Below are 21,775 nucleotides of genomic sequence, written 5' to 3' on the forward strand. Positions count from 1 at the left end.
GTCAGGCTGCGCCGTCGGAGGCGGTGGTCGCCGGGGCGGACTCGTCGAGCCAGTCGGGGCAGCGGCAGACGTCGGGGCTCCACGACGCACGCTCGAGCGCGAGGTCGCCGATCGGGTTGACTCCGGGGCCCGCCGCGAGGGCGTGGCCGACGAGGGCGTGCAGGCACTTCACGCGCTCGGGCATGCCCCCCGCCGTGACGTGCGCGATCTCGGCGACGTGCTCGATGCCCTCGCGGTCGGCGAGGTAGGCGTCGTGGGCGGCGTGGTACTGCTCGCGCACCTGCTCGTCGCCGGCCAGCAGCTCGGTCATCTCGGTCATTACGCCGGTGGCCTCGAGGGTCGACACCGCCGCCGTCGCCCCCGGGTGGCACAGGTAGTACAGCGTCGGGAAGGGCGTGCCGTCACCGAGGCGCGGCTTCGTCGCGACGACGGTGGGCGCCCCGCAGACGCAGCGCGCGGGGATGCCCACGACGTCGCGGGCGGGGCGGCCCAGCTGCGCCGTGACGATGCGCACGTCGTCGTCGGTGACCGGGTCGAAGGGAGGGGTCGTCACGGGGTGCCGCCTGTCGAGGTGGAGGACGGCACGGTCGCGCCGCCGAGGTCGGGCGCGACCAGCTCGGTCGCGGGGGCGTCGCTGAGGCCGGCGTCGAGCACGGACGACGTCATGGCCGCCACCCAGTCGACCTGGGGGGTCTGCAGCGAGTCGCTGATCGGGGCGGGCTGCGATGGCTCGGCGTCGGCCGACTCGCCCATCACGAGGTAGCTGTACTCGCCCGGGTAGACGTAGAGCAGGCGGTCGCGGGCCTGGGCCTCGATGTAGGCCGGGTCGCTCCAGCGCGCGACGTCGCCCTGCAGGTCGTCGACGTCGGCCTGCTGGTCACGGACCTCCTGCTCGAGGGCGGCGATCTGCTGCTGCTGCTGGATGAGCGTGCGGAGCGACGGCGCGAGGATGACGACGAAGAGCACGAGGATGACGAGCATCACGAGACTGAAGCCCGACGAGCGGATGTTGCGGAGCCAGGCGCCCGCGGCCGAGTCGGCGGCCGGGAGGCTCACCGGCACGCGGCGGTTCGGGGTCTCACGAGGCATGTGTCGAGGGTAGACGACGCACCCGGGCGCCGGGTCACGGAACGCCGAGAGGCCCGCCCCCGGGCGGGGACGGGCCTCTCGGCGGGGCGCTGGCTAGGCCTGGAAGCGCGGGAACGCCGAGTAGCCGGCGTAGACCGCGGCGTCGCCGAGCTCCTCCTCGATGCGGAGCAGCTGGTTGTACTTGGCCACGCGCTCGCTGCGGGCCGGGGCGCCGGTCTTGATCTGGCCGGCGTCGGTCGCGACGGCGAGGTCGGCGATCGTGGTGTCTTCGGTCTCGCCGGAGCGGTGCGACAGCACGGTCGTGTAGCCGCTGCGCTGGGCGAGCGAGACCGCGTCGAGCGACTCGGTCAGCGTGCCGATCTGGTTCACCTTGACGAGGATCGAGTTCGCGGCGCCGGTCTGGATGCCCTTGGCGAGGCGGGTCGGGTTGGTGACGAAGAGGTCGTCGCCGACGATCTGCGTCTTGCGGCCGATCTCGCTCGTGAGGTGCGCCCAGCCCTCCCAGTCGTCCTCGTCGAGGGGATCCTCGATGGAGACGAGCGGGTACGAGGCGACGAGGTCGGCGTAGTACGAGGCGAGGAAGGCCGAGTCGCGCGACTGCCCCTCGAACGTGTACGAGCCGTCGGAGTAGAACTCGCTCGAGGCGACGTCGAGGCCGAGCGCGATGTCCTTCCCGGGGGTGAAGCCGGCCGTGGTGATGGCCTCGACCAGCAGGTCGAGCGCGGCACGGTTGCTCTCGAGGTCCGGCGCGAAGCCGCCCTCGTCGCCGAGGCCGGTCGAGAGGCCGGCGGCCTTCAGCTGGCTCTTCAGCGCGTGGTACGTCTCGGCGCCCCAGCGGACGGCCTCGCCGAAGGTCGACGCGCCGATCGGCAGGATCATGAACTCCTGGATGTCGACGTTGCTGTCGGCGTGCGAGCCGCCGTTGATGACGTTCATCATCGGCACGGGCAGCGTGTGGGCGTTCGGGCCGCCGAGGTAGCGGAAGAGCGGCAGGTCGGCCGAGTCGGCGGCGGCGCGGGCCACGGCGAGCGAGACGCCGAGGATGGCGTTGGCGCCGAGGCGCGACTTGTTCTCGGTGCCGTCGAGCTCGATCATCGCCGCGTCGATCAGGCGCTGGTCAGTGGCGTCGAGGCCCTCGACCTCCGGGCCGATCTCGTCGATGACGGCCGCGACGGCCTTGAGCACGCCCTTGCCCAGGTAGCGGCTGTCGTCGCCGTCGCGGAGCTCGTAGGCCTCGAAGGCCCCGGTGGATGCGCCCGAGGGGACGGCCGCGCGCGACACGGTCCCGTCGTCGAGCAGGACCTCGACCTCGACGGTCGGGTTGCCCCGCGAGTCGAGGATTTCGCGGGCGCCTACGGCGTCGATTGCTGCCACGGAGAACTCCTTAGTGTGTCGTCAGGTCGGCGGGGCCTGGGCCCCGCCGCCTAGCCTAGCCGCGCCTCCGACCGGCGACGCGGGTGTTCAGCGGACGTTCGCCCGCCGTCGGTCAGCCGATCGGACGGATCTGCAGCTCGTCGACGGACTCGCCCCCGCGCACGGAGGTGAACCGCCCGAAGCCGGCGGCCGCGAGCGCGGCGAGCTGGCCCCTGGCGTTCTTCGCACGGCGCTCGAGCCGCACCCGGCCCTCGCCGCCGGCGAGCAGCGCCCGCTGCAGGGCGACCAGCTCGGCCGGCGGCACCGTCTTGTCGTGCAGCACGGCCAGGCCGTCGTCGTCGGCCCCGTCGAGCTCGACGAGGTCGACGATGCGCTCGAAGCCGAGCGAGAAGCCCGCGGCCGGCACGTCGGTGCCGAGGAACCGGCCGATCATGCCGTCGTAGCGACCGCCGCCGCCCAGCGAGTAGCTGAAGTCGGGGTGCGCCACCTCGAAGATGGTGCCGGTGTAGTAGCCCATGCCCCGCACCAGCGTCGGGTCGAGCACGAGGGTCGCGCCCGGCAGCGCGTCGCGGAGCGCCACGAGGTCGGCCGCGGCCTCGGCGTCGAGCCAGGCGGGAGGCGCGGAGCCGGTGATCGAGTCGAAGGTCGCCTCGCCGAGCTGGTGCAGCTGCGCCGCGAGGTCGTCGCCGCCGACGCCGAGCTCGCGCAGCTGCGTGGCCACGCCCTCGACGCCGATCTTGTCGAGCTTGTCGATCTCGATCAGCGCCCGGTCGGTCAGCTCGGGCGCGACGCCCCAGTGGGCGAGCACGCCGAGCAGCACGCGACGGTCGTTGACGCGGATGGTCGTGCCCCGGAGCCCGAGCGCGTCGAGGACGTCGGTCGTGGCCGAGATCAGCTCGACCTCGGCCTGCTGCCCCGGCTCGCCGAGGATGTCGATGTCGCACTGGACGAACTGGCGGTAGCGGCCCTTCTGCGGCCGCTCGGCCCGCCAGACGGGAGCGATCTGCACCGACCGGAAGACGGTCGGCAGCTCGGCCCGGTGCGACGCGTAGAACCGGGCCAGGGGCACGGTGAGGTCGAAGCGCAGCCCGAGGTCGGCCAGCTCGAGCGGCGACCCGACGGCGCGGACGGCGTCGAGGTCGAGCCCGCGGCGGAGCACCGCGAAGACCTGCTTCTCGTTGTCGCCGCCGAGGCCGGACCAGAGGAACTCGGCGCCCTCGACGACCGGGGTCTCGATCTCGTCGAAGCCCCGCGAGCGGTAGACGTCGCGCACGGTGGCCAGCACGCGTTCGCGGCGGCGCTTCTCGGCGGGCAGGAAGTCTCGCATCCCGCGCGGCGGGGTCACGTGTGAGGGCATCGCACCATCATCCCAGAGCGCGACCCCGGGGAGGCGCGCCGTCGACGCCCGCAGGATTGCGCGTCATGTGACATGTCGGCTATGGTCGACGCGGGTCGTCGGCGCGAATCGGGTTGCGCACCGGCGGCCGACCCCGGCGCCCTCCCTTCCCTGCGGTGAGGGCTCCACGACGGGCCAGGCGCCTCGCGCCTGGCCCGTTCATCAGCGTGGGGCCGGGTCGTTCCGCCCCGGACGGGACGTCGCGTGACCCTCCGCCCCGCGACCACTCCGCGCTCGACACCGGCGTGCGGTCACGGCGTGGAGGCGAGCTGCGGCGACCGGGCCACGAGATCGTCGACGACGCGGGTGGCCGCGGTCGTGAGCAGGCGCACCTCCGCCGTGACGAGGGCGTCGTGCTGGAGGCCTCGGAGGGCGTCGACGGCGACCCGCGCCTCCGGCACGGCCACCGCCTCCGGCACGCCCTGCGCCACCAGCCAGCGCGCGACGAAGTCGTGCCAGCGGGCAGCCTCGCCCCGGGCCGGGCCCTGCTCGCCGGCGACGACCTCGAGCAGGGCCGCCTCGGTCTCGAGGCGCAGCAGGTCACGGCCGCGCTCGCTGGTCGAGTCGGCCCAGGCGTCGAGCAGGTGCGACCGGAGCGCGCGGCCGTCGAAGGTGGTCGGGTCGACCGCCAGCGCGGCGTCGTGCCGCGCGACGACCCCGCGCACGATCTCGGCGACCAGCTCGGCGCGGTTGCCGAAGTGGTAGACGAAGACGTACGTGCTCACCCCGAGCGCGTCGGCGAGGGTGCGGAACGACACCGTGGCGATCGACCGGCTGCGGAGGTGCTCGATGATCTGCGCGAGCAGCTCGGGCTTGCGGGTCGGGTCGGGTCTGCGAGGCACGGGAGCCCCTCCTCTGCGAGGGCGAGCAGCCCGGCCCTGCGCCGGGACGTCGGCCCGGTCGCACGATAACAGACGGTCGGCCCGCCGCCCCGGCCCCCGGACGACAGCGCCGGGCGGGGTCGACGGGCTCCGCGGAACGGGCCCGACGACCCCGATCGACACCCGGCCCGATGACACTTCAGAGTTCCGTCTTTGACATGTCAGCACTCCACCCGGTACATTCGACGCAGTGCCGCACGACGCGTCGCGGGTGATCCCCCTCGACGCAGTGCGGTGCCGACGTGCCCCTCGCCCGCGCAGCTGGTCCTCGACCGCCGTGCGGCCGGGCACGTGGGGGCGCCCGCCGTTCGGGTCGGTCGGGTGCCCTGTGCCGGGGTGTCCGCCGTTCGGGTCGGTCGGACCCCCGGCCCTCTCCCCTGTCTTCTCGCCCCGTGCCCTGTCCGTCCACGACGGCGACCTCGTGGCGGGGCCCCGTCCGCGGCCGGCCGGGTGCCCTACGGCCGCGGGGCCTCGCCCGACCGCAGCTGCTGCTCCCGCTCGCGGACGGCTCGACGGAGCGCCCGCTCGGCGTCCAGCCCCTCCGCGGTCGCCGCGTCGACGCGGGCGAGGAGCTCCCGCCCCCACGAGAGCTCGACGTCGGGCGCGCCGTCGACGGGGGCGGCGGGCGGCGTGACCTGACCGGCCGACCGGCGCCGCGACTCCACCTTCTGTGCCCTCGCCAGGGCGGGCAGGCCGAGGGGCACGCCGTCGTAGGCGCTGCGGCGGTCGGCTTTCTCCCGGGCCTTGGCGGCGGACCAGAGCCGGACGATGTCGTCGACGTCGGCGGCCTCGTCGCCGGCGAAGACGTGGGGGTGCCGACGCACGGTCTTCGCAGCGACGTCGCGGACGACGTCGGCCAGGTCGAAGCCCTCCCCCGGCGCCCTCGCCGCGATCGCAGCGTGGAGCACGACCTGGTACAGCACGTCGCCGAGCTCTTCGCGGCGGTCGGCCGGGGTGCCCGACTCGATGGCCTCGACGAGCTCCGACGACTCCTCGACCAGGTAGGTGACGAGGCTGTCGGGGGTCTGGGCGCGGTTCCACTCGCAGCCGCCCTCGTCGGCCAGCAGCGCCTCGACCACGCGGACGAGAGCCGCGAGCTCGGCGCCCGCGCGGCCGTCGACGCCGTCCGTCACGGTCGGCTCAGCTCGCCGCGGCGGAGCTGTCGGCGGACGGGCGCGGCGCCTCGGCGCCGTAGATCGACGACATGAGCTGCTCGACCCAGGTGATCAGCTCGCCGTCGGGCAGGGCCTCGCCGTGCTTCCGCGGCAGGGGGACGCTCACCGAGCGCGTCTGGCCGAACCAGCGCGAGCCCGGGTACATGCGCTGCAGGCGCACCTGCATGCTGTCGGGCAGGTCGAGGCCGGCGACCCGGAGGTTGCTGCCCATGACCACGACCTCGCTGAGCCCCGCCTTCTGGGCGGCACGGCGGAGGCGCGACACCTCGATGAGCGCGAGCACGGACGCGGGCGGGGCCCCGTAGCGGTCGGCGAGCTCCTCGAGGACGGCGTCGATCTGCTCGTCGGTCGAGGTGGGCGAGCTGGCGGTCGAGAGCTTCTGATACGCCTCGAGGCGGAGGCGCTCGCTCTCGACGTACTCCTCGGGGATGTGGGCGTCGACGGGCAGCTCGAGCCGCAGCTCGGTCTGGCCCTCGGCGACCTCGCCGCGGAAGGCGCCGACGGCCTCGCCGATCATGCGGAGGTAGAGGTCGAAGCCGACGCCGGCGATGTGCCCGGACTGCTCGCCGCCGAGCAGGTTGCCCGCCCCGCGGATCTCGAGGTCTTTCAGGGCCACCTGCATGCCCGCGCCGAGCTCGTTGTTCGCCGCGATGGTCTCGAGGCGGTCCTGGGCGGTCTCGCTGAGCGGCTTCTCGGCGTCGTAGAGGAAGTACGCGTAGCCGCGCTCGCGGCCCCGGCCGACGCGGCCGCGCAGCTGGTGCAGCTGGCTGAGGCCGTACTTGTCGGCCCGGTCGATGATGAGCGTGTTCGCGTTGGCGATGTCCAGCCCGGTCTCGATGATGGTGGTCGAGACGAGCACGTCGAACTTGCGCTCCCAGAAGTCGACCATGACCTGCTCGAGCGTCGACTCGGCCATCTGCCCGTGCGCCACGGCGACCCGCGCCTCCGGCACGAGCTCGGCGATCTGCGCGGCGACGCGGTTGATGCTCGAGACGCGGTTGTGGACGTAGAAGACCTGGCCCTCGCGGAGGAGCTCGCGGCGGATGGCCGCGGCCTTCTGGCGCTCGCTCTCGGGGCCGACGAAGGTGAGGATGGGGTGGCGGTCCTCCGGCGGGGTCGCCAGGGTCGACATCTCACGGATGCCGGTGACGGCCATCTCGAGCGACCGCGGGATCGGCGTCGCCGACATCGCGAGGATGTCGACGTTCGTCTTGAGCTTCTTCAGCGCGTCCTTGTGCTCGACGCCGAACCGCTGCTCCTCGTCGATGATGACGAGCCCCACGTCTTTGTAGACGATGCTCTCGCTGAGGAGGCGGTGGGTGCCGATGACCATGTCGACGGTGCCGTCGCCGAGGCCCGCGATCGTCTCGCGGCTCTCCTTCGCCGACTGGAAGCGGCTGAGGCTGCGCAGGTGCACGGGGAAGCCGGCGAACCGGTCGGCGAAGGTGTCGAAGTGCTGCTTGACGAGCAGCGTCGTCGGCACGAGCATGACGACCTGCTTGCCGTCCTGGATCGCCTTGAAGGCGGCGCGCACGGCGACCTCGGTCTTGCCGTAGCCGACGTCGCCGGAGAGCAGGCGGTCCATCGGGATGGGCCGCTCCATGTCGGCCTTGATCTCGTCGATGGTCGTCAGCTGGTCGGGCGTCTCGGCGAAGGGGAAGGCCTCCTCCAGCTCGCGCTGCCACGGGGTGTCGGGCGGGAACGCGTGGCCCTTCGACGCCATGCGCGCCGAGTAGAGCTTCACGAGCTCGACCGCGATGTCGCGGACGGCGCGACGGGCCTTGCTCTTGGCGCTGGCCCAGTCGCTGCCGCCCATCTTGCTGAGCGTGGGGGCCTCGCCGCCGACGTAGCGGCTGAGCAGGTCGAGCTGGTCGGTGGGCACGTAGAGCTTGTCGCCCGGGTAGCCGCGCTTCGACGGCGCGTACTCGAGCACGAGGTACTCGCGGCTGTTCTTCACGGCGTTCTTGCCGCCGGTGCTGACCTGGCGGCTGGTGAGCTCGAGGAACTTGCCGATGCCGTGCGTCTGGTGCACGACGACGTCGCCGGGCTTGAGCTGCAGCGGGTCGACGACGGCCTTGCGGCGGCTGGCGAGCTTCTTCACCTGCCGGGAGTCGTAGTTCGCCGAGCGGCCGTAGAAGTCGCTCTCGCCGAGCACGGCGACCTTGGCCTCGGCCAGCTCGAAGCCGGCCTCGACCCCGCCGGCGACGAGCAGGGCGACGCCCGGCTCGAGCTCGTCGGGCAGGTCGTCGAGCAGGCGAGCGGCCACGGCGCGCTCGCCGAGCACGTCGCGGGCCCGCTCGACGAGGCCGACGCCCCGCGAGGTCACCACGACGCTCCACCCGTCGCGGAGGCGCTGCACCACGTGGTCGACGGCGCCCTCGGCGTGGCCGCTGAAGCTCGGCACGCTCTCGGCCTCGACGCGCACGTAGTCGCCGGCCGACGCGGCGGCGTCCTCGTCGCTGAGCACCTCGCCGGTGTCGAACGAGCTCATCGTGAACCAGGTGCGGTCGCCCGCCGACTCGCGGAGCTGGCGCAGGGTGATGAAGTCGCCCGCGTCGAGGTCGATGGGCGCCTCGGCGCCGGCGGTCGCGGCGTTCCACGCCGCGGAGAGGAACTCGCGGTTCGTCTCGGCGAGGCTCTGGGCACGGGAGTTCACGCGCTCGGGCGAGAGCACGGCGACGGAGGCGCCCGCCGGCAGGTAGTGAGTGAGCGGCACGAGGCCGTGGACGAGGGCGGGCGCGAGGGACTCCATGCCCTCGACGGGGATGCCCTCGGAGATCTTGGCGAGCATCTGCGCGAGGCTCGGGAACTCGTGCTGCATCTCGCGCGCGCGCTGCCGCACGTCGTCGGTGAGCAGCATCTCGCGGCTCGGCGGCAGCTCGACGCCGGCCACGTCGCCGTCGAGGCTGCGCTGGTCGGCGACCGAGAAGCGGCGGATCTGGTCGACCTCGTCGCCGAAGAAGTCGACGCGGACGGGGTGCTCGGCCGTGGGCGGGAAGACGTCGAGGATGCCGCCGCGGACCGCGAACTCGCCGCGACGGGTGACCATGTCGACCCGTGCGTAGGCGAGACCGACGAGGGACTGCGAGATGGCGGTGAGGTCGTGCCCGCGGGAGCCCACGGTCAGCTCGACCTGGTCGATGTCGGCGAGGTTGTCGGCCAGGGGCTGCAGGGCGGCGCGGACGCCGGCCACGACGACGATCGGGCGCACGGCGTCGGGTGCCTGGTCGGCCTCGGCCGACCAGGCGGCGAGGCGCCGGAGCGCGTGGATGCGCTTGCCGACGGTCTCGGCGCCGGGGCTGAGGCGCTCGTGCGGCAGGGTCTCCCACGCGGGGAACTCGATGACCTCGGCGTCGGGCAGGTAGCTCGCGAGCGAGCCGCGCACGGCCTCCGACTCGCGGCCCGTCGCCGTGACGACCAGCATCGCCTGAGGACCCTCGCGGCGGGCCAGGAGGCCGGCGACGAGGGGGACGCGCAGACCGTCGACCAGGCTGTAGTCGGTGCTGCGACCGGCCCGGTCGAGGGCAACGGAGAACGTGGAGGCGCGCGACAGCGCCGAGATCAAGCCCGCGAGTATCACCCGGCAAGGCTACTCGGCACGACCGACAGACAGCCCGCGGGTTCGCTGAGGGCTCAGCCCCGGACCGACCACCCGGGCTAGGGAGGGAGCTAGCTCTTCGCGGTGTGGAACTTGAGCTGTGCCGCCGTGAGCCCGTCAGCCGCGATCATCTCGACGGCGTCGGCGGCGTCGGCCACGAGGATCGGCAGGGTCTGCCGCTCGGTGGGCGTGAAGTCGCGCAGCACGAAGTCGGCGGCCGGCTGGCGGCCCGGGGGGCGGCCGATGCCGACCCTGACCCGGAGGAACTCGTTCGAGCCCGTCGCCGCGATGATGTCGCGCAGGCCGTTGTGACCGCCGTGGCCGCCGCCCTGCTTGATCTTGAGGGTGTCGAAGTCGATGTCGAGCTCGTCGTGCACGACGATCAGCCGCGACACGTCGAGGTCGTAGTACTTGAGGAGGGCCGCGACGGGGCCGCCCGAGAGGTTCATGAAGCTGCCGGGCGCCGCGAGCACGAAGCGGGGGCCGCCCGGTGCCGGGCGGCCCTCCGCGACGAGCGAGTTCGTCCTGTGCTTCTTGAACCCGGCCGACAGGCGGTGGGCCAGCTCGGCCAGCACCATCTGCCCGACGTTGTGCCTGTTGCCGGCGTAGCCGGGCCCGGGGTTGCCGAGCCCGACCACGAGCCACTGGTCGCTCAGGGGGTCCTCCTCAGTGATGCAGCGGCGGGGCGTCAGACGGTGGTGCGGGTGCTACTCGGAGCGCTCTTCGTCCTCGATCGAGGGCACGTCGCCCTCGGCCTCGGCGGCCTCGCCCGACTCGTCGTCGACGGCGTCGGTGGTGAGGTCGAGCTGGGGCACGGAGACGCTGGTGACGAGCACCTCGGGGTCGGTGACGAGCACGGCGCCCTGGGGCAGGGTGACGTCGGAGGCGTGGATCTGCGCGCCCTCCTCGAGGCCCTCGATCGAGACGACGACCGACTGCGGGATGTCGGTGGCCGACACCTCGAGCGAGATGACGTTGAGCTCGACGACGTGGATCGTGCCGGGAGCCGACTCGCCCTCGATGTGCACCGGCACGTCGACGGAGACCTTCTCGCCCTGGCGGACGACGATGAGGTCGATGTGCTCGATGATCTGCTTCACCGGGTCGCGCTGGATGTCCTTGACGAGGGCGAGCTGCTTCGTGCCCTCGATGTCGAGCGTGATGAGCGCGTTCGAGCGACGCGTGATGAGCATCGTCTCGTGGCCGGGGAGGGTGACGTGCTGGGGGTCGGTGCCGTGGCCGTAGATGACCGCGGGGATCGCGTCGGAGGCGCGGATCTTGCGGGCCGCTCCCTTGCCGAAGCTGGTGCGCAGGGTGGCGGACAGGGTGTTGTCGTCGGACATGGTGGTCTCCGTTTCTGCAGGCCCTCGGGCCTGGGGGTGTGTGGTCGGTGTCAACTCGAACGCGCGTCGCGTGAGGAGGGACCCACAGCCGTGGAGCGACCACCCAGAGGGCGGTCTCGGGACTGAGTGCCTGCCTACCTCGTCGATCACGGATGCCGGGGCATCCCTCGCCGAAGTTCAGCTGCCCAGGTTACACGCGGCCCGGGCGTGTCGCCAACCGGTCGAGGACCTCGGCCACGATCTCGTCGGGGCCGGCCTGCACGTCGACGCTGGTGCCGGGCTCGTCGTCGGCGAGCGGCTCGAGCGCGGCGAACTGCGACTTCATCAGCCCGGGCGGCATGAAGTGGCCCTTCCGGGCCTTCTGGCGCTCCGCCACGAGCTCGCGGACCCCGGTGAGGTGGACGAAGCGGAGGCGGTCGTCGCCCGAGCGGAGGACGTCGCGGTACGAGCGCTTCAGCGCCGAGCACGCGACCACCACGCCGTCGTCGCCGGCCTCGCGGATGCGCCGGGCGACGATCTCGAGCCAGGGCCGACGGTCGTCGTCGTCGAGCGGGTGACCGGCCGACATCTTGTCGCGGTTGGCCTTCGGGTGCAGGTCGTCGGCGTCGACGAACGGCACGCCGGCGCGCTCGGCGAGCAGCTCGCCGACGGTCGACTTGCCCGACCCGCTCACGCCCATCACGACGACGGGGGGCAGGGTGGTGGTGGTCATGCGGTGTCCTTCCGAGGCGGGCGGGTCCCGACCAGCGTAGGCGCGCCTCCCCCCGTCCGCCGGGGGTGCCCGACAGTCCCTGTCAAGCGGTCGGCGGCGAGGCATAGTCTGCGGTCCACCGACCTTGAGGAGGCACCGTGACCGAACACGGAAACACGAGCGAGCAGACCGCGCAGGCGAACATCGGAGTGGTCGGCCTGGCCGTCATGGGCTCCAACCTGGCGCGCAACCTGGCCAGCCGCGAGGGCAACACCGTCGCGGTCTACAACCGCTCCCCCGAGCGCACCGACACCCTGATGAGCGAGCACGGCGACGCCGGCTTCGTCGCGTCGGGGTCGATCGAGGACTTCGCGGCGTCGCTGCAGAAGCCGCGCACGGCGATCATCATGGTGCAGGCCGGGAAGGGCACCGACGCCGTCATCGACCAGCTCGCCGACCTCTTCGAGGAGGGCGACATCATCGTCGACGGCGGCAACGCGAACTTCCAGGACACGCGGAGGCGCGAGGCCGCCCTCAAGGAGCGCGGCCTGAACTTCGTGGGCGCCGGCATCTCGGGCGGCGAGGAGGGCGCGCTGAAGGGCCCGTCGATCATGCCCGGCGGCTCGAAGGAGGCGTACGAGACCCTCGGGCCCATCCTCGCCTCGATCGCCGCGGTCGCCGAGGGCGAGCCCTGCGTCACCCACGTCGGCAGCGACGGCGCCGGCCACTTCGTCAAGATGATCCACAACGGCATCGAGTACGCCGACATGCAGCTCATCGCCGAGTCGTACGACCTGCTGCGCCGCGTCGGGGGCCACGAGCCGGCGGCCATCGCCGACGTGTTCGAGGAGTGGAACCGCGGCGAGCTCGAGTCGTACCTCATCGAGATCACCGCCGAGGTGCTGCGCCAGACCGACGCGAAGACCGACGCCCCGCTGGTCGACTCGATCGTCGACCAGGCCGGCTCGAAGGGCACCGGCGTCTGGACGGTGCAGAACTCGGTGGGGCTGGGCGTGCCCGTCGGCGGCATCGCCGAGGCCGTCTTCGCCCGCGCCGTCTCGTCGAAGCCCGACCAGCGCGCCGCCGTGCAGGCGACGCTGCAGGGCCGGCCCGAGGTGCAGGAGGCGGGCGACGGCTTCGAGGACGACGTGCAGAAGGCGCTCTACGCGTCGAAGATCGTCGCCTACGCCCAGGGCTTCGACGCGATCATCGCGGGCGCCCTGGAGTACGGCTGGGACATCGACAAGGGCGCGATCGCGAAGATCTGGCGCGGCGGCTGCATCATCCGCGCGCAGTTCCTGAACCGCATCGTCGACGCCTACGAGAAGGACGCGACCATCGCGACCCTGCTCGAGGACGACTACTTCGCCGCCGCCGTGCGCGACGGCGAGGACGCCTGGCGCCGCATCGTCGCCAAGGCGGCGCTGTCGGGGATCCCCGTGCCCGGGTTCGCGTCGGCGCTGTCGTACTACGACTCGCTCGCGTCGGAGCGCCTCCCCGCCGCCCTCATCCAGGGGCAGCGCGACTTCTTCGGCGCGCACACCTACGAGCGGGTCGGCGAGGAGGGCGTGTTCCACACGCTCTGGTCGGGCGACCGCTCGGAGATCGAGACGGAGCCGTCGACGCACTGAGTCGCGGCGGGCCGGAGACGCCGAACGGCCGTGGCTGGGTCCAACCCGGTCACGGCCGTTCCTTGGCGCAGGTCACGGGGTGCCCGGGGGCGCCGTCGGCTGCGCCTTCTGGTTCGACGGAGCCGCTACGCGGCTCCGTCGAACATCGACGTGACCGACCCGTTGTCGAAGACCTCGTGGATGGCCCGCGCGATGAGGGGGGCGATCGGCAGGATCTCGAGCTTGTCGAACTTCTGGTGCTCGGTCAGCGGCAGGGTGTCGGTGACGACGACCGAGTCGATGAACTCGCTGGCGAGGATCTCGGGGGCCGGGTCGCTGAACACGGCGTGGGTCGCGGCGACCACGACGCCGATCGCGCCGGCGGCCTTGAGGGCCTCGGCGGCCTTGACGATGGTGCGGCCCGTGTCGATCAGGTCGTCGACGAGCAGGCAGACGCGGCCCTCGACCTCGCCGACGATCTCGTGAACCGTGACCTGGTTCGGCACCAGCGGGTCGCGGCGCTTGTGGATGATGGCGAGGGGGGCGTCGAGCTTCTCGCTCCAGATGTCGGCGACCCGCACGCGGCCCATGTCGGGCGACACGACCGTGAGCGTCGAGTTGTCGAGCTTCGCGCGGAAGTGCTCGAGCAGCACCGGCATCGCGAAGAGGTGGTCGACGGGGCCGTCGAAGAAGCCCTGGATCTGCGGGGCGTGCAGGTCGACGCTCATGATGCGGTGGGCGCCGGCGGCCTTGAACAGGTCGGCGACGAGGCGGGCCGAGATCGGCTCGCGGCCGCGGCCCTTCTTGTCTTGCCGAGCGTACGGGTAGAAGGGGGCGACGACCGTGATGCGCTTGGCCGAGGCGCGCTTGAGCGCGTCGACCATGATGAGCTGCTCCATGAGCCACTCGTTGATCGGGGCCGAGTGCGACTGGATGACGAACGCGTCGGCGCCGCGGACACTCTCGTCGAAGCGGGCGTAGAGCTCGCCGTTGGCGAAGGTGCGGGCGTCGGTCGGGATGAGCTCCGAGCCGAGCTCCGCCGCGATCTGGTTCGCCAGCTCGGGGTGCGCACGACCCGAGACCAGGACGAGTCGGTTCTCCCCGGTGATCTTGATTCCGGACACGTCACTCGCTCTCCGGCCCCGAGGGGCCAACCCGACCGGCTCGCTAGTCGGTCGTTCGTTCGGCGCGAGCGGCGGCCTCGGCAGCCGCGGTGCCGGGGCGGTTCGCCTCGACCCATCCGCTCGCATTGCGCTGAGGAGCGATGCTCAGGGCCAGGGCACCTGCCGGCACGTCCTTCCGGACGACCGTTCCCGCACCTGAGTACGCTCCGTCGCCAATCCTAACGGGGGCGACGAACACGTTGTGCGACCCCGTCCTCACGTTCGAGCCGACCTCGGTGCGGTGCTTCGAGACGCCGTCGTAGTTGGCCGTGATCGTGCCGGCGCCGATGTTCGAGTCGGTGCCGACCTCGGTGTCGCCGATGTAGCTGAGGTGCGGCACCTTCGAGCCCGCGCCGATCTCGGCGTTCTTCGTCTCGACGAAGGTGCCGATCTTGCCGCCCTCGCCGAGCGTCGTGCCGGGCCGCAGGTACGAGAACGGGCCGACGGAGGCGCGGGCCCCGATCACGGCGAGGGTCGCGTCGGTGCGCTTCACGACCGCGCCCTCGCCCACCTCCGTGTCGACGAGGGTGGTGTCGGGCCCGACGACGGCGCCGGCGGCCACGTAGGTCGCGCCCTTCAGCTGGGTGCCGGGCAGCAGCTCGACGTCGGGGCTGAGGGCGACGTCGCGGTCGATCCAGGTGGTCTGCGGGTCGACGATGCTGACGCCCTCGCGCTGCCAGTGCTCGACGATGCGGTCGTTGAGGCGGCGGGCGGCCACGGCGAGCTGGACGCGGTCGTTGATGCCCTCGAGGCGCCACGTCTCGTCGACCGCGCGGGCGGCGACCTTCTCGCCGGCGCCGGTGAGCAGGCCGACGACGTCGGTGACGTACTTCTCGTTCTGGGCGTTGGCCGAGCCGACGCGGGGCAGCTGCGCGCGGAGGGCCGCGACCGTGAAGGCGTAGGTGCCCGAGTTGATCTCGCGGAGGGCCCGCTCGGCGTCGGTGGCGTCCTTGTGCTCGACGATGCGCTCCACGTCGCCCGAGGCGAGGCGCACGACGCGGCCGTAGCCGGTGGCGTCGGGGAGGACGGCCGACAGCAGCGTCGCGGCCGCCGCCTCCTCACGGTGCTGCTCGAGGAGGCCGCGCAGGGTGCCGTGGTCGAGGAAGGGCACGTCGGCGCTCACGACGACGACGTCGCCGTCGAAGTCGGCGGGCAGCGCCTCGACGGCCTGCTCGACGGCGCGGCCGGTGCCGGGCACGTCGTCCTGGTCGACGATCAGGGCTGTCGGCGTCGTCTCGACGATGCTCGTGACGACGAGGTCGCGCTCGTGCCGCACGACGGCGACGAGGTGCTCGGGCTCGAGCGCGGCCGCCGACTCGAGGACGTGCTGGATCAGCGGGAGGCCGGCCAGGCGGTGCAGCACCTTCGGGGTCGCGGACTTCATGCGCGTGCCCTGCCCTGCGGCGAGGACGACGACGGCGAGGGTGCGTGCGGGCATGGTGCTCCTTGGTGAGGTGGGCGCGGCGTTCACCGCCGATCCTCCCACGCGGGGGCGGCGATCAGCGGGAGCGGACGACGGCGACCGAGCCGGAGACCGCGACGGCGTCCTCGACGAGCGCGACGACGAGGTCGGGCAGGCCGGTCTTCTCGACGACGGCCTTCCGGGCGAGGTAGAAGAGCCAGCTGCCCGCGAGGGCGCCGAGCGCCCCGGCCACGGCTCCGGCGACGCGGTGGCCGTCGCCCGCGGTGGTGCTGATCGCGGCGCCGACGACGGCGCCGGAGGTGGCCCGGCCGAACAGCGGGCCCGCGCCCACGCGGCTGGGCGTGGCGGGCAGCTTGTCGCCGACGAGCTCGCCCGCTCCGGCGGCGACGGCCACGGTGCGGCCGACGGGGCTGCGGAACAGGGCCCAGCGCTGCCAGCTGCCCCGCACCTCCGCGTTGTCGTGGTGGAGGGCGAGCACGGCGAGGGGCGTGGCGGAGCGGGAGCCGCTGAGGGCGCCGAGCAGGGCGGCCTCCACGAGCGGGCGGAGGGTGGCGGACGTCGACATGGGCGGCTCCTCGTCGTCGGGGCGCGGCGCTGACGTGGCCGGCCGGTGGACCTGGAGGCTACCGACGGAGCCGCACGGCGTCCGCCCCGCCCGGCCGACTCACGGCTCCGCCACCAGGATTCGAACCTGGACCTAACAGCTCCAAAGGCTGTCGTGCTGCCGTTACACCATGGCGGACCGCGCTCGCGCGCGAGGTCAAGTGTGACAGCGCGGTGCAGGCAGGGCAAAGCGGACCGGGTGCCATGATGAGGGGATGTCCGAGCCCGAGCGCACCGAGGGGCGCGACCAGCCCGCGGGGCCCGAGCCCCGCGACGAGGTCGACCGCATCGTCGACGCCTGGGGGCACGAGCGCCCCGACCTCGACTTCGCCCCGCTGCACGTGCTCTCGCGCGTCGACCGGCTCGCCAAGCACCTCGAGCGGGCCCGACGTGACGCCTTCGTCGCCAGCGACCTCGAGCAGTGGGAGTTCGACGTGCTCTCCGCCCTGCGCCGCGCGGGCGCCCCGCACCAGCTCAGCCCGAAGACCCTCCTGCAGCAGACGCTCGTCTCGAGCGGCGCCATGACCAACCGCATCGACCGGCTCGTCGCCCGCGACCTCGTCGAGCGGCGCACCGACCCGCACGACGGGCGCGGGATCCTCGTCACGCTCACCCCGTCGGGCGGCCGCGCGGTCGACGACGCCATCGAGCGGCTCGTCGAGGCCGAGCGGGCCCTGCTCAGCGACCTCGACGACCACGACCGCCGCCGCCTCGCCGGGCTGCTGCGCACGCTGAGCCTCACGCTCGGCGGCTAGGCCACCCGCGCGCGGCCCGAGTGGCTCGCTAGGCGAGAAGTTCGCTGAGCTCCAGCCAGCGGGCCTCGAGCTCGGCGGTCTTCGCGTCGAGCGCCGTGAGCTTCGCCTGCAGCGCCGCGAGGCCGTCGAAGTCGGACTGGTCGAAGGTCGCGAACTGCTCGAGCAGGCCGGCGCGGTCGCCGCCCGCCTTCGCCAGCTTGCGGTCGATCGAGCCGAGCTCCTTCTCCGCGTTGCGCTTCTCGGCGCCCGAGAGGCCCGACGCCGCGGCGGCCGCCGCGACCGAGCCGTGCGCCCCCTGGACCGCCGTCGGGCGGTCGGTGGCGCCTCCTTGGGCGTCGGTCACCTGCTTGCGGAGCGCCAGGTACTGGTCGACGCCGCCCGGCAGGTGCCGGAAGGCCCCGTCGAGCACGGCGTACTGCTGGTCGGTGACGCGCTCGAGCAGGTACCGGTCGTGCGAGACGACGAGCAGGGTGCCGGGCCAGCCGTCGAGGAGGTCCTCCATCGCCGCGAGCATGTCGGTGTCGAGGTCGTTGGTGGGCTCGTCGAGGATGAGCACGTTGGGCTCGTTCAGCAGGATGAGCAAGAACTGGAGGCGGCGCTTCTGCCCGCCCGAGAGGTCCTTGATGGGCGTCTGCAGCTGCGCGCTCGTGAAGCCGAGGCGCTCGAGCAGCTGGCCCGGCGTCATCTCCTTGCCGGCCGTCACGTAGGAGGTGCGCTGCCGGCCGATCAGGTCGTTCACCTTCTCGTTCGCGACGGCGTGCAGGTCTGCGAGCTGCTGGTCGAGGATGGCGAACTTGACCGTCTTGCCCTGCTTGACCCGCCCCTCCGTCGGGGCCACGACCCCGGTGACGACCTTCAGCAGGGTGGACTTGCCGGCGCCGTTGACGCCGAGGATGCCGGTGCGCTCGCCGGGCGCGATGCGCCACTCGACGTCGTGCAGCACGCGCTTGTCGCCGAACGAGACGCCGACCTCCACGAGGTCGACGACGTCCTTGCCGAGCCGCGCGGTCGCCATCTGCGACAGCTCGACCGAGTTGCGGGCGGGCGGCTCGTCGGCGATGAGCTCGTTGGCGGCGTCGATGCGGAACTTCGGCTTCGTCGAGCGGGCGGGGGCGCCGCGGCGCAGCCACGCCAGCTCCTTCCGCATGAGGTTCTGGCGCTTCGACTCGCTCGCCGCGGCCGAGCGGTCACGCTCGACGCGCTGCAGCACGTAGGCCGCGTAGCCGCCCTCGAAGGGCTCGACGACGCCGTCGTGCACCTCCCACGTGTCGGTCGAGACCTCGTCGAGGAACCACCGGTCGTGGGTCACGACGACGAGCGCGCCCGACGAGGGCGACCAGCGACGACGGAGGTGCTCGGCCAGCCAGGCCACGCCCTCGACGTCGAGGTGGTTGGTGGGCTCGTCGAGGAAGAGGACGTCCCAGTCGCCGACGAGCAGGGTGGCGAGCGCGACGCGGCGACGCTGGCCGCCGGAGAGGTCGCCGAGGGTGGCCTCCCACGGGATGTCGCTGGCGAGGCCGGAGATGACGTCGCGGATGCGGGCGTCACCCGCCCACTCGTGCTCCTCCCGGTCGCCGACGATCATCGCGCCGACGGTCTCGTGCTCGGGCAGCACGTCGCGCTGGTCGAGCATGCCGATGGTGAGGCCGCGGCGGGTCGTCACGCGGCCGTCGTCGGGCTCGAGCCGGCCTGCGAGCACCGACATAAGCGTCGACTTGCCGTCGCCGTTGCGCCCGACGACGCCGATCCGGGAGCCCTCGTCGATGCCGAGGGTGACGCCGTCGAGGACGACCTTCGTCGGGAACTCGAGCCGGAGGTTCTCTGCTCCAAGTAGATGTGCCACCTGAGAAGAGTAGTGCGGCCCAGCTGGACCGGCCGCCGCACGGTCAGCCGAGCGAGGCGACCCACTCGTCGGTGCCGTCGGTGAACTCCTGGCGCTTCCAGATCGGCACGCGCTCCTTGACCAGGTCGACGAGGTCGGAGCACGCGACGAAGGCGGCGGCCCGGTGCGCCGACGCGACCGCGCAGGCCAGCGCGAGGTCGCCCACGTCGAGGTCGCCCACCCGGTGCTGGACGGCGATCGTCACCTCGGGGTGCCGCGCGGCGATCTGCTCGGCGACCTCGGCCATGACGTCGCCCGCCGACGGGTGCGCCTCGTAGTGCAGGGCCGTCACGCCCCGGCCGTCGTCGTGGTCGCGCACCACCCCGGCGAAGGCCACCACCGCCCCGGAGGCGCGGCTCGAGACCATCACGGAGCACTCGGTGGCCGACAGCTCGGTCGACACCACCTCGGCGAGCACGACCCGCCCGCTCGGGCCGCCCGGCACGGGGACGTCGTCGTCGGGGCCGGCCGTCTCGGAGAGCGGGCCGTCGTCGTCAGTCATGTGCGCCTCCGGAGATCTGGTCGAGGGCGTGGTCGACGATCTCGTCGAGCACGGCGAGGCCGTCGCGCACTCCCCCGCGCGAGCCGGGGAGGTTGACGACGAAGGTGCGGCCCGCCACGCCCACGAGACCGCGGGAGAGGACGGCCGTGGGCGTGGCGGCGAGGCCGCGGCGGCGCAGCTCCTCCGCGACGCCCGGCACCTCGAGGTCGAGCAGGGGCCGGGTCTGCTCGGGCGTGCGGTCGGTCGGCGTCAGCCCGGTGCCACCGGTCGTGACGACGAGGTCGGGGCCGTCGGCGAGCGCCGCGGCGAGCGCCTCGCCCACGGGCGGGCCGTCGGCCACGACGACGGGCTCGGCGACGTCCCAGCCGCGGGCCTCGGCCCAGGCCCGGATCACGGGCCCGGTCAGGTCGTCGGCCCGGCCGGCGGCGGCCCGGGTGGAGGCCACGACGACCGCGACGCGGCGCACCGGCAGGGTGGTCACAGCGACCAGCGCCCCGAGGTGCCGCCCGACTTCTCGAGCACCTTGACGTCGCCGATCACGGCGAGGTGGTCGACGGCCTTGATCATGTCGAAGAGGGTCAGGGCCGCGACGGTGGCCGCGGTCAGCGCCTCCATCTCGACCCCCGTCACGCCGCGGGTCGCCACGCGGGCGACGACCGTGACGCGGTCGCGGCCCACCTCGAAGTCGACCGAGATCGCGCCGAGCGGCAGCGGGTGACAGAGCGGGATGAGCGCGGGCGTCTGCTTCGCGGCCATGATGCCGGCGATGCGGGCGGTGCCGAGGGCCTCGCCCTTCGGCAGGGTGCCGTCGCTGAGCTGGGCGACGACGTCGGGCCGCGTCGTGATCACCGCCTGGGCGGAGGCCTCGCGCGTCGTCTCGGGCTTCTCGGTCACGTCGACCATGTGCGCCGTGCCGTCGGCCCGCACGTGGGTGAGGCCGCCGGGCGCCACGGGCGAGGAGGAAGCCGGGCGGAGGCGGTAGTGGTCGTCGGTCATCGCGGGCCCCTCAGTCGTCGAGGGCCCAGACTACGACCTCGTCGCCCGGCTGCACCCGGTCGACCCCGACCGGCAGGTGGACCAGCAGCGAGGCCGCCGCGTGGGCGGAGAGCAGGTGCGAGCCCGGGCCGCCGACGAACCGGACCCGGCCGTCGTCGTCGAGCCGGCCCCGGCGCAGCTGGTGCTTGCCGACGGGCGACTCGGCCGCCTCCGCCATCGGGACCGACCACGCCCGACGCGGGCTGCCCGCCGCCGTCTCGGCCTGCAGCACGGGGCGGAGGAACGCCTCGAACGACACCAGCGCGCTGACCGGGTTGCCGGGGAAGCAGACGACCGGCAGGGCGGTCGCCCGGCCCTCGAGCCGGAGGCGCCCCAGGCCCTGCGGCCCGCCCGGCTGCATCGCGACCGACGAGAACACGACGCCGGCGGCCTCGAAGGCGTCGCGCACGACCTCGTAGGCCCCGGCGCTCACCCCGCCGGTGGTGACGACGAGGTCGACGTCGTCGGCCGCGGCGGCGACCACGTCGAGCAGCGCGCGGGCGTCGTCGGAGACGCGGCGCACCCGCACGTCGACGCCGACGTCGCCGAGGGCCGCGGCGAGGCTCGCGCCGTTCGCGTCGTGGATCGTGCCCGGCGCGAGCGCCGAGCCGGGCTCGGCGAGCTCCTCCCCCGTCGAGACGAGCAGCACCCGCGGGCGGCGCAGCACCTCGACCGAGGCGAGGCCCGCGGCGGCGACGACCCCCCAGCGGGCGGGCGTCAGCACCGTGCCCGCCTCGTGCAGGACGGCGCCGGCGGCGACGTCGCTGCCCGCCGCCCGCACGAACGTGCCGGGGGCGACGTCGCCGGGCAGCACGACGCGGGCCGCCGTGCCGGGCTCGGGGAAGGCCGCGGGCCGGGCCCGCTCGACGGGCACCACCGCGACGGCGCCCTCGGGCACGGGCGCCCCCGTCATGATCGGCGCGGCCGTGCCGGGCAGGAGTCGCGGGCCCGTCCGCCCCGCGGGGATCGGCTCGACGACGACGAGGTCGACCGGCCCCGCGCCCCCCAGGTCGGCAGCGCCCACGGCGAAGCCGTCCATCTGCGAGTTGGCGAACGGCGGCAGGTCGATCGGCGCGGCGAGGGGCGCGGCGAGCACCCGGCGGCGGTACCGCTCGGGCTCCGCCGCGAGGAGGGCGGGATCGACGCGGAGGACCTCGGGGGGACGGTCGGCGAGGGCGTCCCTCACCAGGGCCTCGACGTCGTGGCGGTGCTGCTCGACGGTGCGCACTCGGCTCCTCTCGCGGTGGTCGCCAGT

General features: G+C 73.3%; 20 protein-coding genes and 1 tRNA gene. 2 read left to right on the plus strand and 19 right to left on the minus strand.

The features are described from left to right. Window position 1: 1 nt before the first annotated feature. From FHR77_RS09535 to FHR77_RS09580, 10 genes are all read right to left on the minus strand, one after another. Window positions 2-553, minus strand: coding sequence for a DUF501 domain-containing protein (locus FHR77_RS09535; protein ID WP_056056684.1), 552 nt, complete (start codon window positions 551-553; stop codon window positions 2-4). Then, window positions 550-1,089, minus strand: coding sequence for an FtsB family cell division protein (locus FHR77_RS09540; protein WP_167259880.1), 540 nt, complete (start codon window positions 1,087-1,089; stop codon window positions 550-552). Before FHR77_RS09540 ends, FHR77_RS09535 begins: the two co-directional genes overlap by 4 nt. A 93-nt stretch (window positions 1,090-1,182) precedes the next feature. Beyond that, complete coding sequence (gene eno / locus FHR77_RS09545) at window positions 1,183-2,463, minus strand: phosphopyruvate hydratase (RefSeq protein ID WP_167259882.1); 1,281 nt, start codon at window positions 2,461-2,463, stop codon at window positions 1,183-1,185. 112 nt (window positions 2,464-2,575) lie between these two features. Further along, window positions 2,576-3,820: a histidine--tRNA ligase gene (locus tag FHR77_RS09550; protein WP_167259884.1), complete on the minus strand. Its 1,245-nt coding sequence runs from the start codon at window positions 3,818-3,820 to the stop codon at window positions 2,576-2,578. A gap of 290 nt (window positions 3,821-4,110) precedes the next feature. After that, window positions 4,111-4,701, minus strand: coding sequence for a TetR/AcrR family transcriptional regulator (locus FHR77_RS09555; protein WP_167259886.1), 591 nt, complete (start codon window positions 4,699-4,701; stop codon window positions 4,111-4,113). Window positions 4,702-5,195: 494 nt separating this feature from the next. After that, window positions 5,196-5,873 (minus strand): MazG nucleotide pyrophosphohydrolase domain-containing protein, encoded by a 678-nt coding sequence (locus tag FHR77_RS09560; RefSeq protein WP_167259888.1) that lies wholly within the window; start codon window positions 5,871-5,873, stop codon window positions 5,196-5,198. Window positions 5,874-5,880: 7 nt separating this feature from the next. Then, a complete protein-coding gene (gene mfd / locus FHR77_RS09565; RefSeq protein WP_167259890.1) occupies window positions 5,881-9,495 on the minus strand; it encodes a transcription-repair coupling factor in 3,615 nt (1,204 codons plus the stop codon). An 89-nt stretch (window positions 9,496-9,584) separates the two neighbouring features. Beyond that, window positions 9,585-10,169, minus strand: a complete 585-nt coding sequence (gene pth, locus FHR77_RS09570) for an aminoacyl-tRNA hydrolase (protein WP_167261283.1) — start codon at window positions 10,167-10,169, stop codon at window positions 9,585-9,587. Window positions 10,170-10,220: 51 nt separating this feature from the next. After that, on the minus strand, window positions 10,221-10,856 hold the full coding sequence (locus tag FHR77_RS09575; protein ID WP_167259892.1) for a 50S ribosomal protein L25/general stress protein Ctc: 636 nt from the start codon (window positions 10,854-10,856) through the stop codon (window positions 10,221-10,223). Between the two features lie 190 nt (window positions 10,857-11,046). Further along, window positions 11,047-11,568, minus strand: coding sequence for a gluconokinase (locus tag FHR77_RS09580; protein ID WP_167259894.1), 522 nt, complete (start codon window positions 11,566-11,568; stop codon window positions 11,047-11,049). A gap of 206 nt (window positions 11,569-11,774) precedes the next feature. Between FHR77_RS09580 and gndA the strand changes: the two genes are divergently transcribed. Continuing rightward, entirely contained in the window at window positions 11,775-13,178 is a 1,404-nt protein-coding gene (gene gndA, locus FHR77_RS09585) for an NADP-dependent phosphogluconate dehydrogenase (RefSeq protein ID WP_167261285.1), read from the plus strand. A 125-nt stretch (window positions 13,179-13,303) separates the two neighbouring features. On the opposite strand, the gene FHR77_RS09590 is transcribed toward gndA, so the two are convergent. The 4 genes from FHR77_RS09590 to FHR77_RS09605 all read right to left on the minus strand — a co-directional run bounded on the left by FHR77_RS09590 (window position 13,304) and on the right by FHR77_RS09605 (window position 16,485). Beyond that, the gene (locus tag FHR77_RS09590) at window positions 13,304-14,281 is read right to left on the minus strand and encodes a ribose-phosphate diphosphokinase (protein ID WP_056056702.1); all 978 of its coding nucleotides are present in this window, start codon (window positions 14,279-14,281) and stop codon (window positions 13,304-13,306) included. A gap of 43 nt (window positions 14,282-14,324) precedes the next feature. Further along, on the minus strand, window positions 14,325-15,758 hold the full coding sequence (glmU, locus tag FHR77_RS09595) for a bifunctional UDP-N-acetylglucosamine diphosphorylase/glucosamine-1-phosphate N-acetyltransferase GlmU (protein ID WP_167259896.1): 1,434 nt from the start codon (window positions 15,756-15,758) through the stop codon (window positions 14,325-14,327). A 61-nt stretch (window positions 15,759-15,819) separates the two neighbouring features. Further along, entirely contained in the window at window positions 15,820-16,308 is a 489-nt protein-coding gene (locus FHR77_RS09600; RefSeq protein WP_167259898.1) for a DUF4126 family protein, read from the minus strand. Between the two features lie 105 nt (window positions 16,309-16,413). Continuing rightward, a tRNA-Gln gene (locus FHR77_RS09605) sits at window positions 16,414-16,485 on the minus strand. A 76-nt stretch (window positions 16,486-16,561) separates the two neighbouring features. On the opposite strand from FHR77_RS09605, the gene FHR77_RS09610 reads away from it, so the two are divergent. Further along, entirely contained in the window at window positions 16,562-17,101 is a 540-nt protein-coding gene (locus FHR77_RS09610) for a MarR family winged helix-turn-helix transcriptional regulator (protein ID WP_056056708.1), read from the plus strand. A gap of 28 nt (window positions 17,102-17,129) precedes the next feature. Here the strand turns inward: FHR77_RS09610 and FHR77_RS09615 are convergent, their stop codons facing one another. Genes FHR77_RS09615 through FHR77_RS09635 form a run of 5 tightly spaced genes read right to left on the minus strand, consistent with a single transcriptional unit; the run spans window position 17,130 to window position 21,748 of the window. Beyond that, window positions 17,130-18,944, minus strand: a complete 1,815-nt coding sequence (locus FHR77_RS09615; RefSeq protein ID WP_056056710.1) for an ABC-F family ATP-binding cassette domain-containing protein — start codon at window positions 18,942-18,944, stop codon at window positions 17,130-17,132. 43 nt (window positions 18,945-18,987) lie between these two features. Then, entirely contained in the window at window positions 18,988-19,485 is a 498-nt protein-coding gene (locus FHR77_RS09620) for a molybdenum cofactor biosynthesis protein MoaE (protein ID WP_167259900.1), read from the minus strand. After that, complete coding sequence (locus FHR77_RS09625) at window positions 19,478-19,975, minus strand: MogA/MoaB family molybdenum cofactor biosynthesis protein (protein WP_208380927.1); 498 nt, start codon at window positions 19,973-19,975, stop codon at window positions 19,478-19,480. The genes FHR77_RS09620 and FHR77_RS09625 overlap by 8 nt, the downstream gene beginning before the upstream one ends. Beyond that, window positions 19,963-20,481, minus strand: coding sequence for a cyclic pyranopterin monophosphate synthase MoaC (gene moaC / locus FHR77_RS09630; protein ID WP_167259902.1), 519 nt, complete (start codon window positions 20,479-20,481; stop codon window positions 19,963-19,965). Before moaC ends, FHR77_RS09625 begins: the two co-directional genes overlap by 13 nt. 10 nt (window positions 20,482-20,491) lie before the next feature. Beyond that, complete coding sequence (locus FHR77_RS09635) at window positions 20,492-21,748, minus strand: molybdopterin molybdotransferase MoeA (RefSeq protein ID WP_341777307.1); 1,257 nt, start codon at window positions 21,746-21,748, stop codon at window positions 20,492-20,494. Window positions 21,749-21,775 lie beyond the last annotated feature (27 nt).

Origin of the sequence: Frigoribacterium endophyticum, from assembly GCF_011759585.1 — a bacterium.
Classification (GTDB): domain Bacteria; phylum Actinomycetota; class Actinomycetes; order Actinomycetales; family Microbacteriaceae; genus Frigoribacterium; species Frigoribacterium endophyticum.

Bases quoted from the DNA above. Each gene is read 5' to 3' on its own strand.
- glmU (WP_167259896.1), bottom strand. From the start codon at position 15,758: ATGCCCGCACGCACCCTCGCCGTCGTCGTCCTCGCCGCAGGGCAGGGC.
- gndA (WP_167261285.1), top strand. From the start codon at position 11,775: ATGGGCTCCAACCTGGCGCGCAACCTGGCCAGCCGCGAGGGCAACACC.
- FHR77_RS09620 (WP_167259900.1), bottom strand. From the start codon at position 19,485: ATGACTGACGACGACGGCCCGCTCTCCGAGACGGCCGGCCCCGACGAC.
- moaC (WP_167259902.1), bottom strand. From the start codon at position 20,481: ATGACCGACGACCACTACCGCCTCCGCCCGGCTTCCTCCTCGCCCGTG.
- FHR77_RS09610 (WP_056056708.1), top strand. From the start codon at position 16,562: ATGTCCGAGCCCGAGCGCACCGAGGGGCGCGACCAGCCCGCGGGGCCC.
- FHR77_RS09540 (WP_167259880.1), bottom strand. From the start codon at position 1,089: ATGCCTCGTGAGACCCCGAACCGCCGCGTGCCGGTGAGCCTCCCGGCC.
- FHR77_RS09550 (WP_167259884.1), bottom strand. From the start codon at position 3,820: ATGCCCTCACACGTGACCCCGCCGCGCGGGATGCGAGACTTCCTGCCC.
- FHR77_RS09580 (WP_167259894.1), bottom strand. From the start codon at position 11,568: ATGACCACCACCACCCTGCCCCCCGTCGTCGTGATGGGCGTGAGCGGG.
- FHR77_RS09600 (WP_167259898.1), bottom strand. From the start codon at position 16,308: ATGTCGACGTCCGCCACCCTCCGCCCGCTCGTGGAGGCCGCCCTGCTC.
- FHR77_RS09575 (WP_167259892.1), bottom strand. From the start codon at position 10,856: ATGTCCGACGACAACACCCTGTCCGCCACCCTGCGCACCAGCTTCGGC.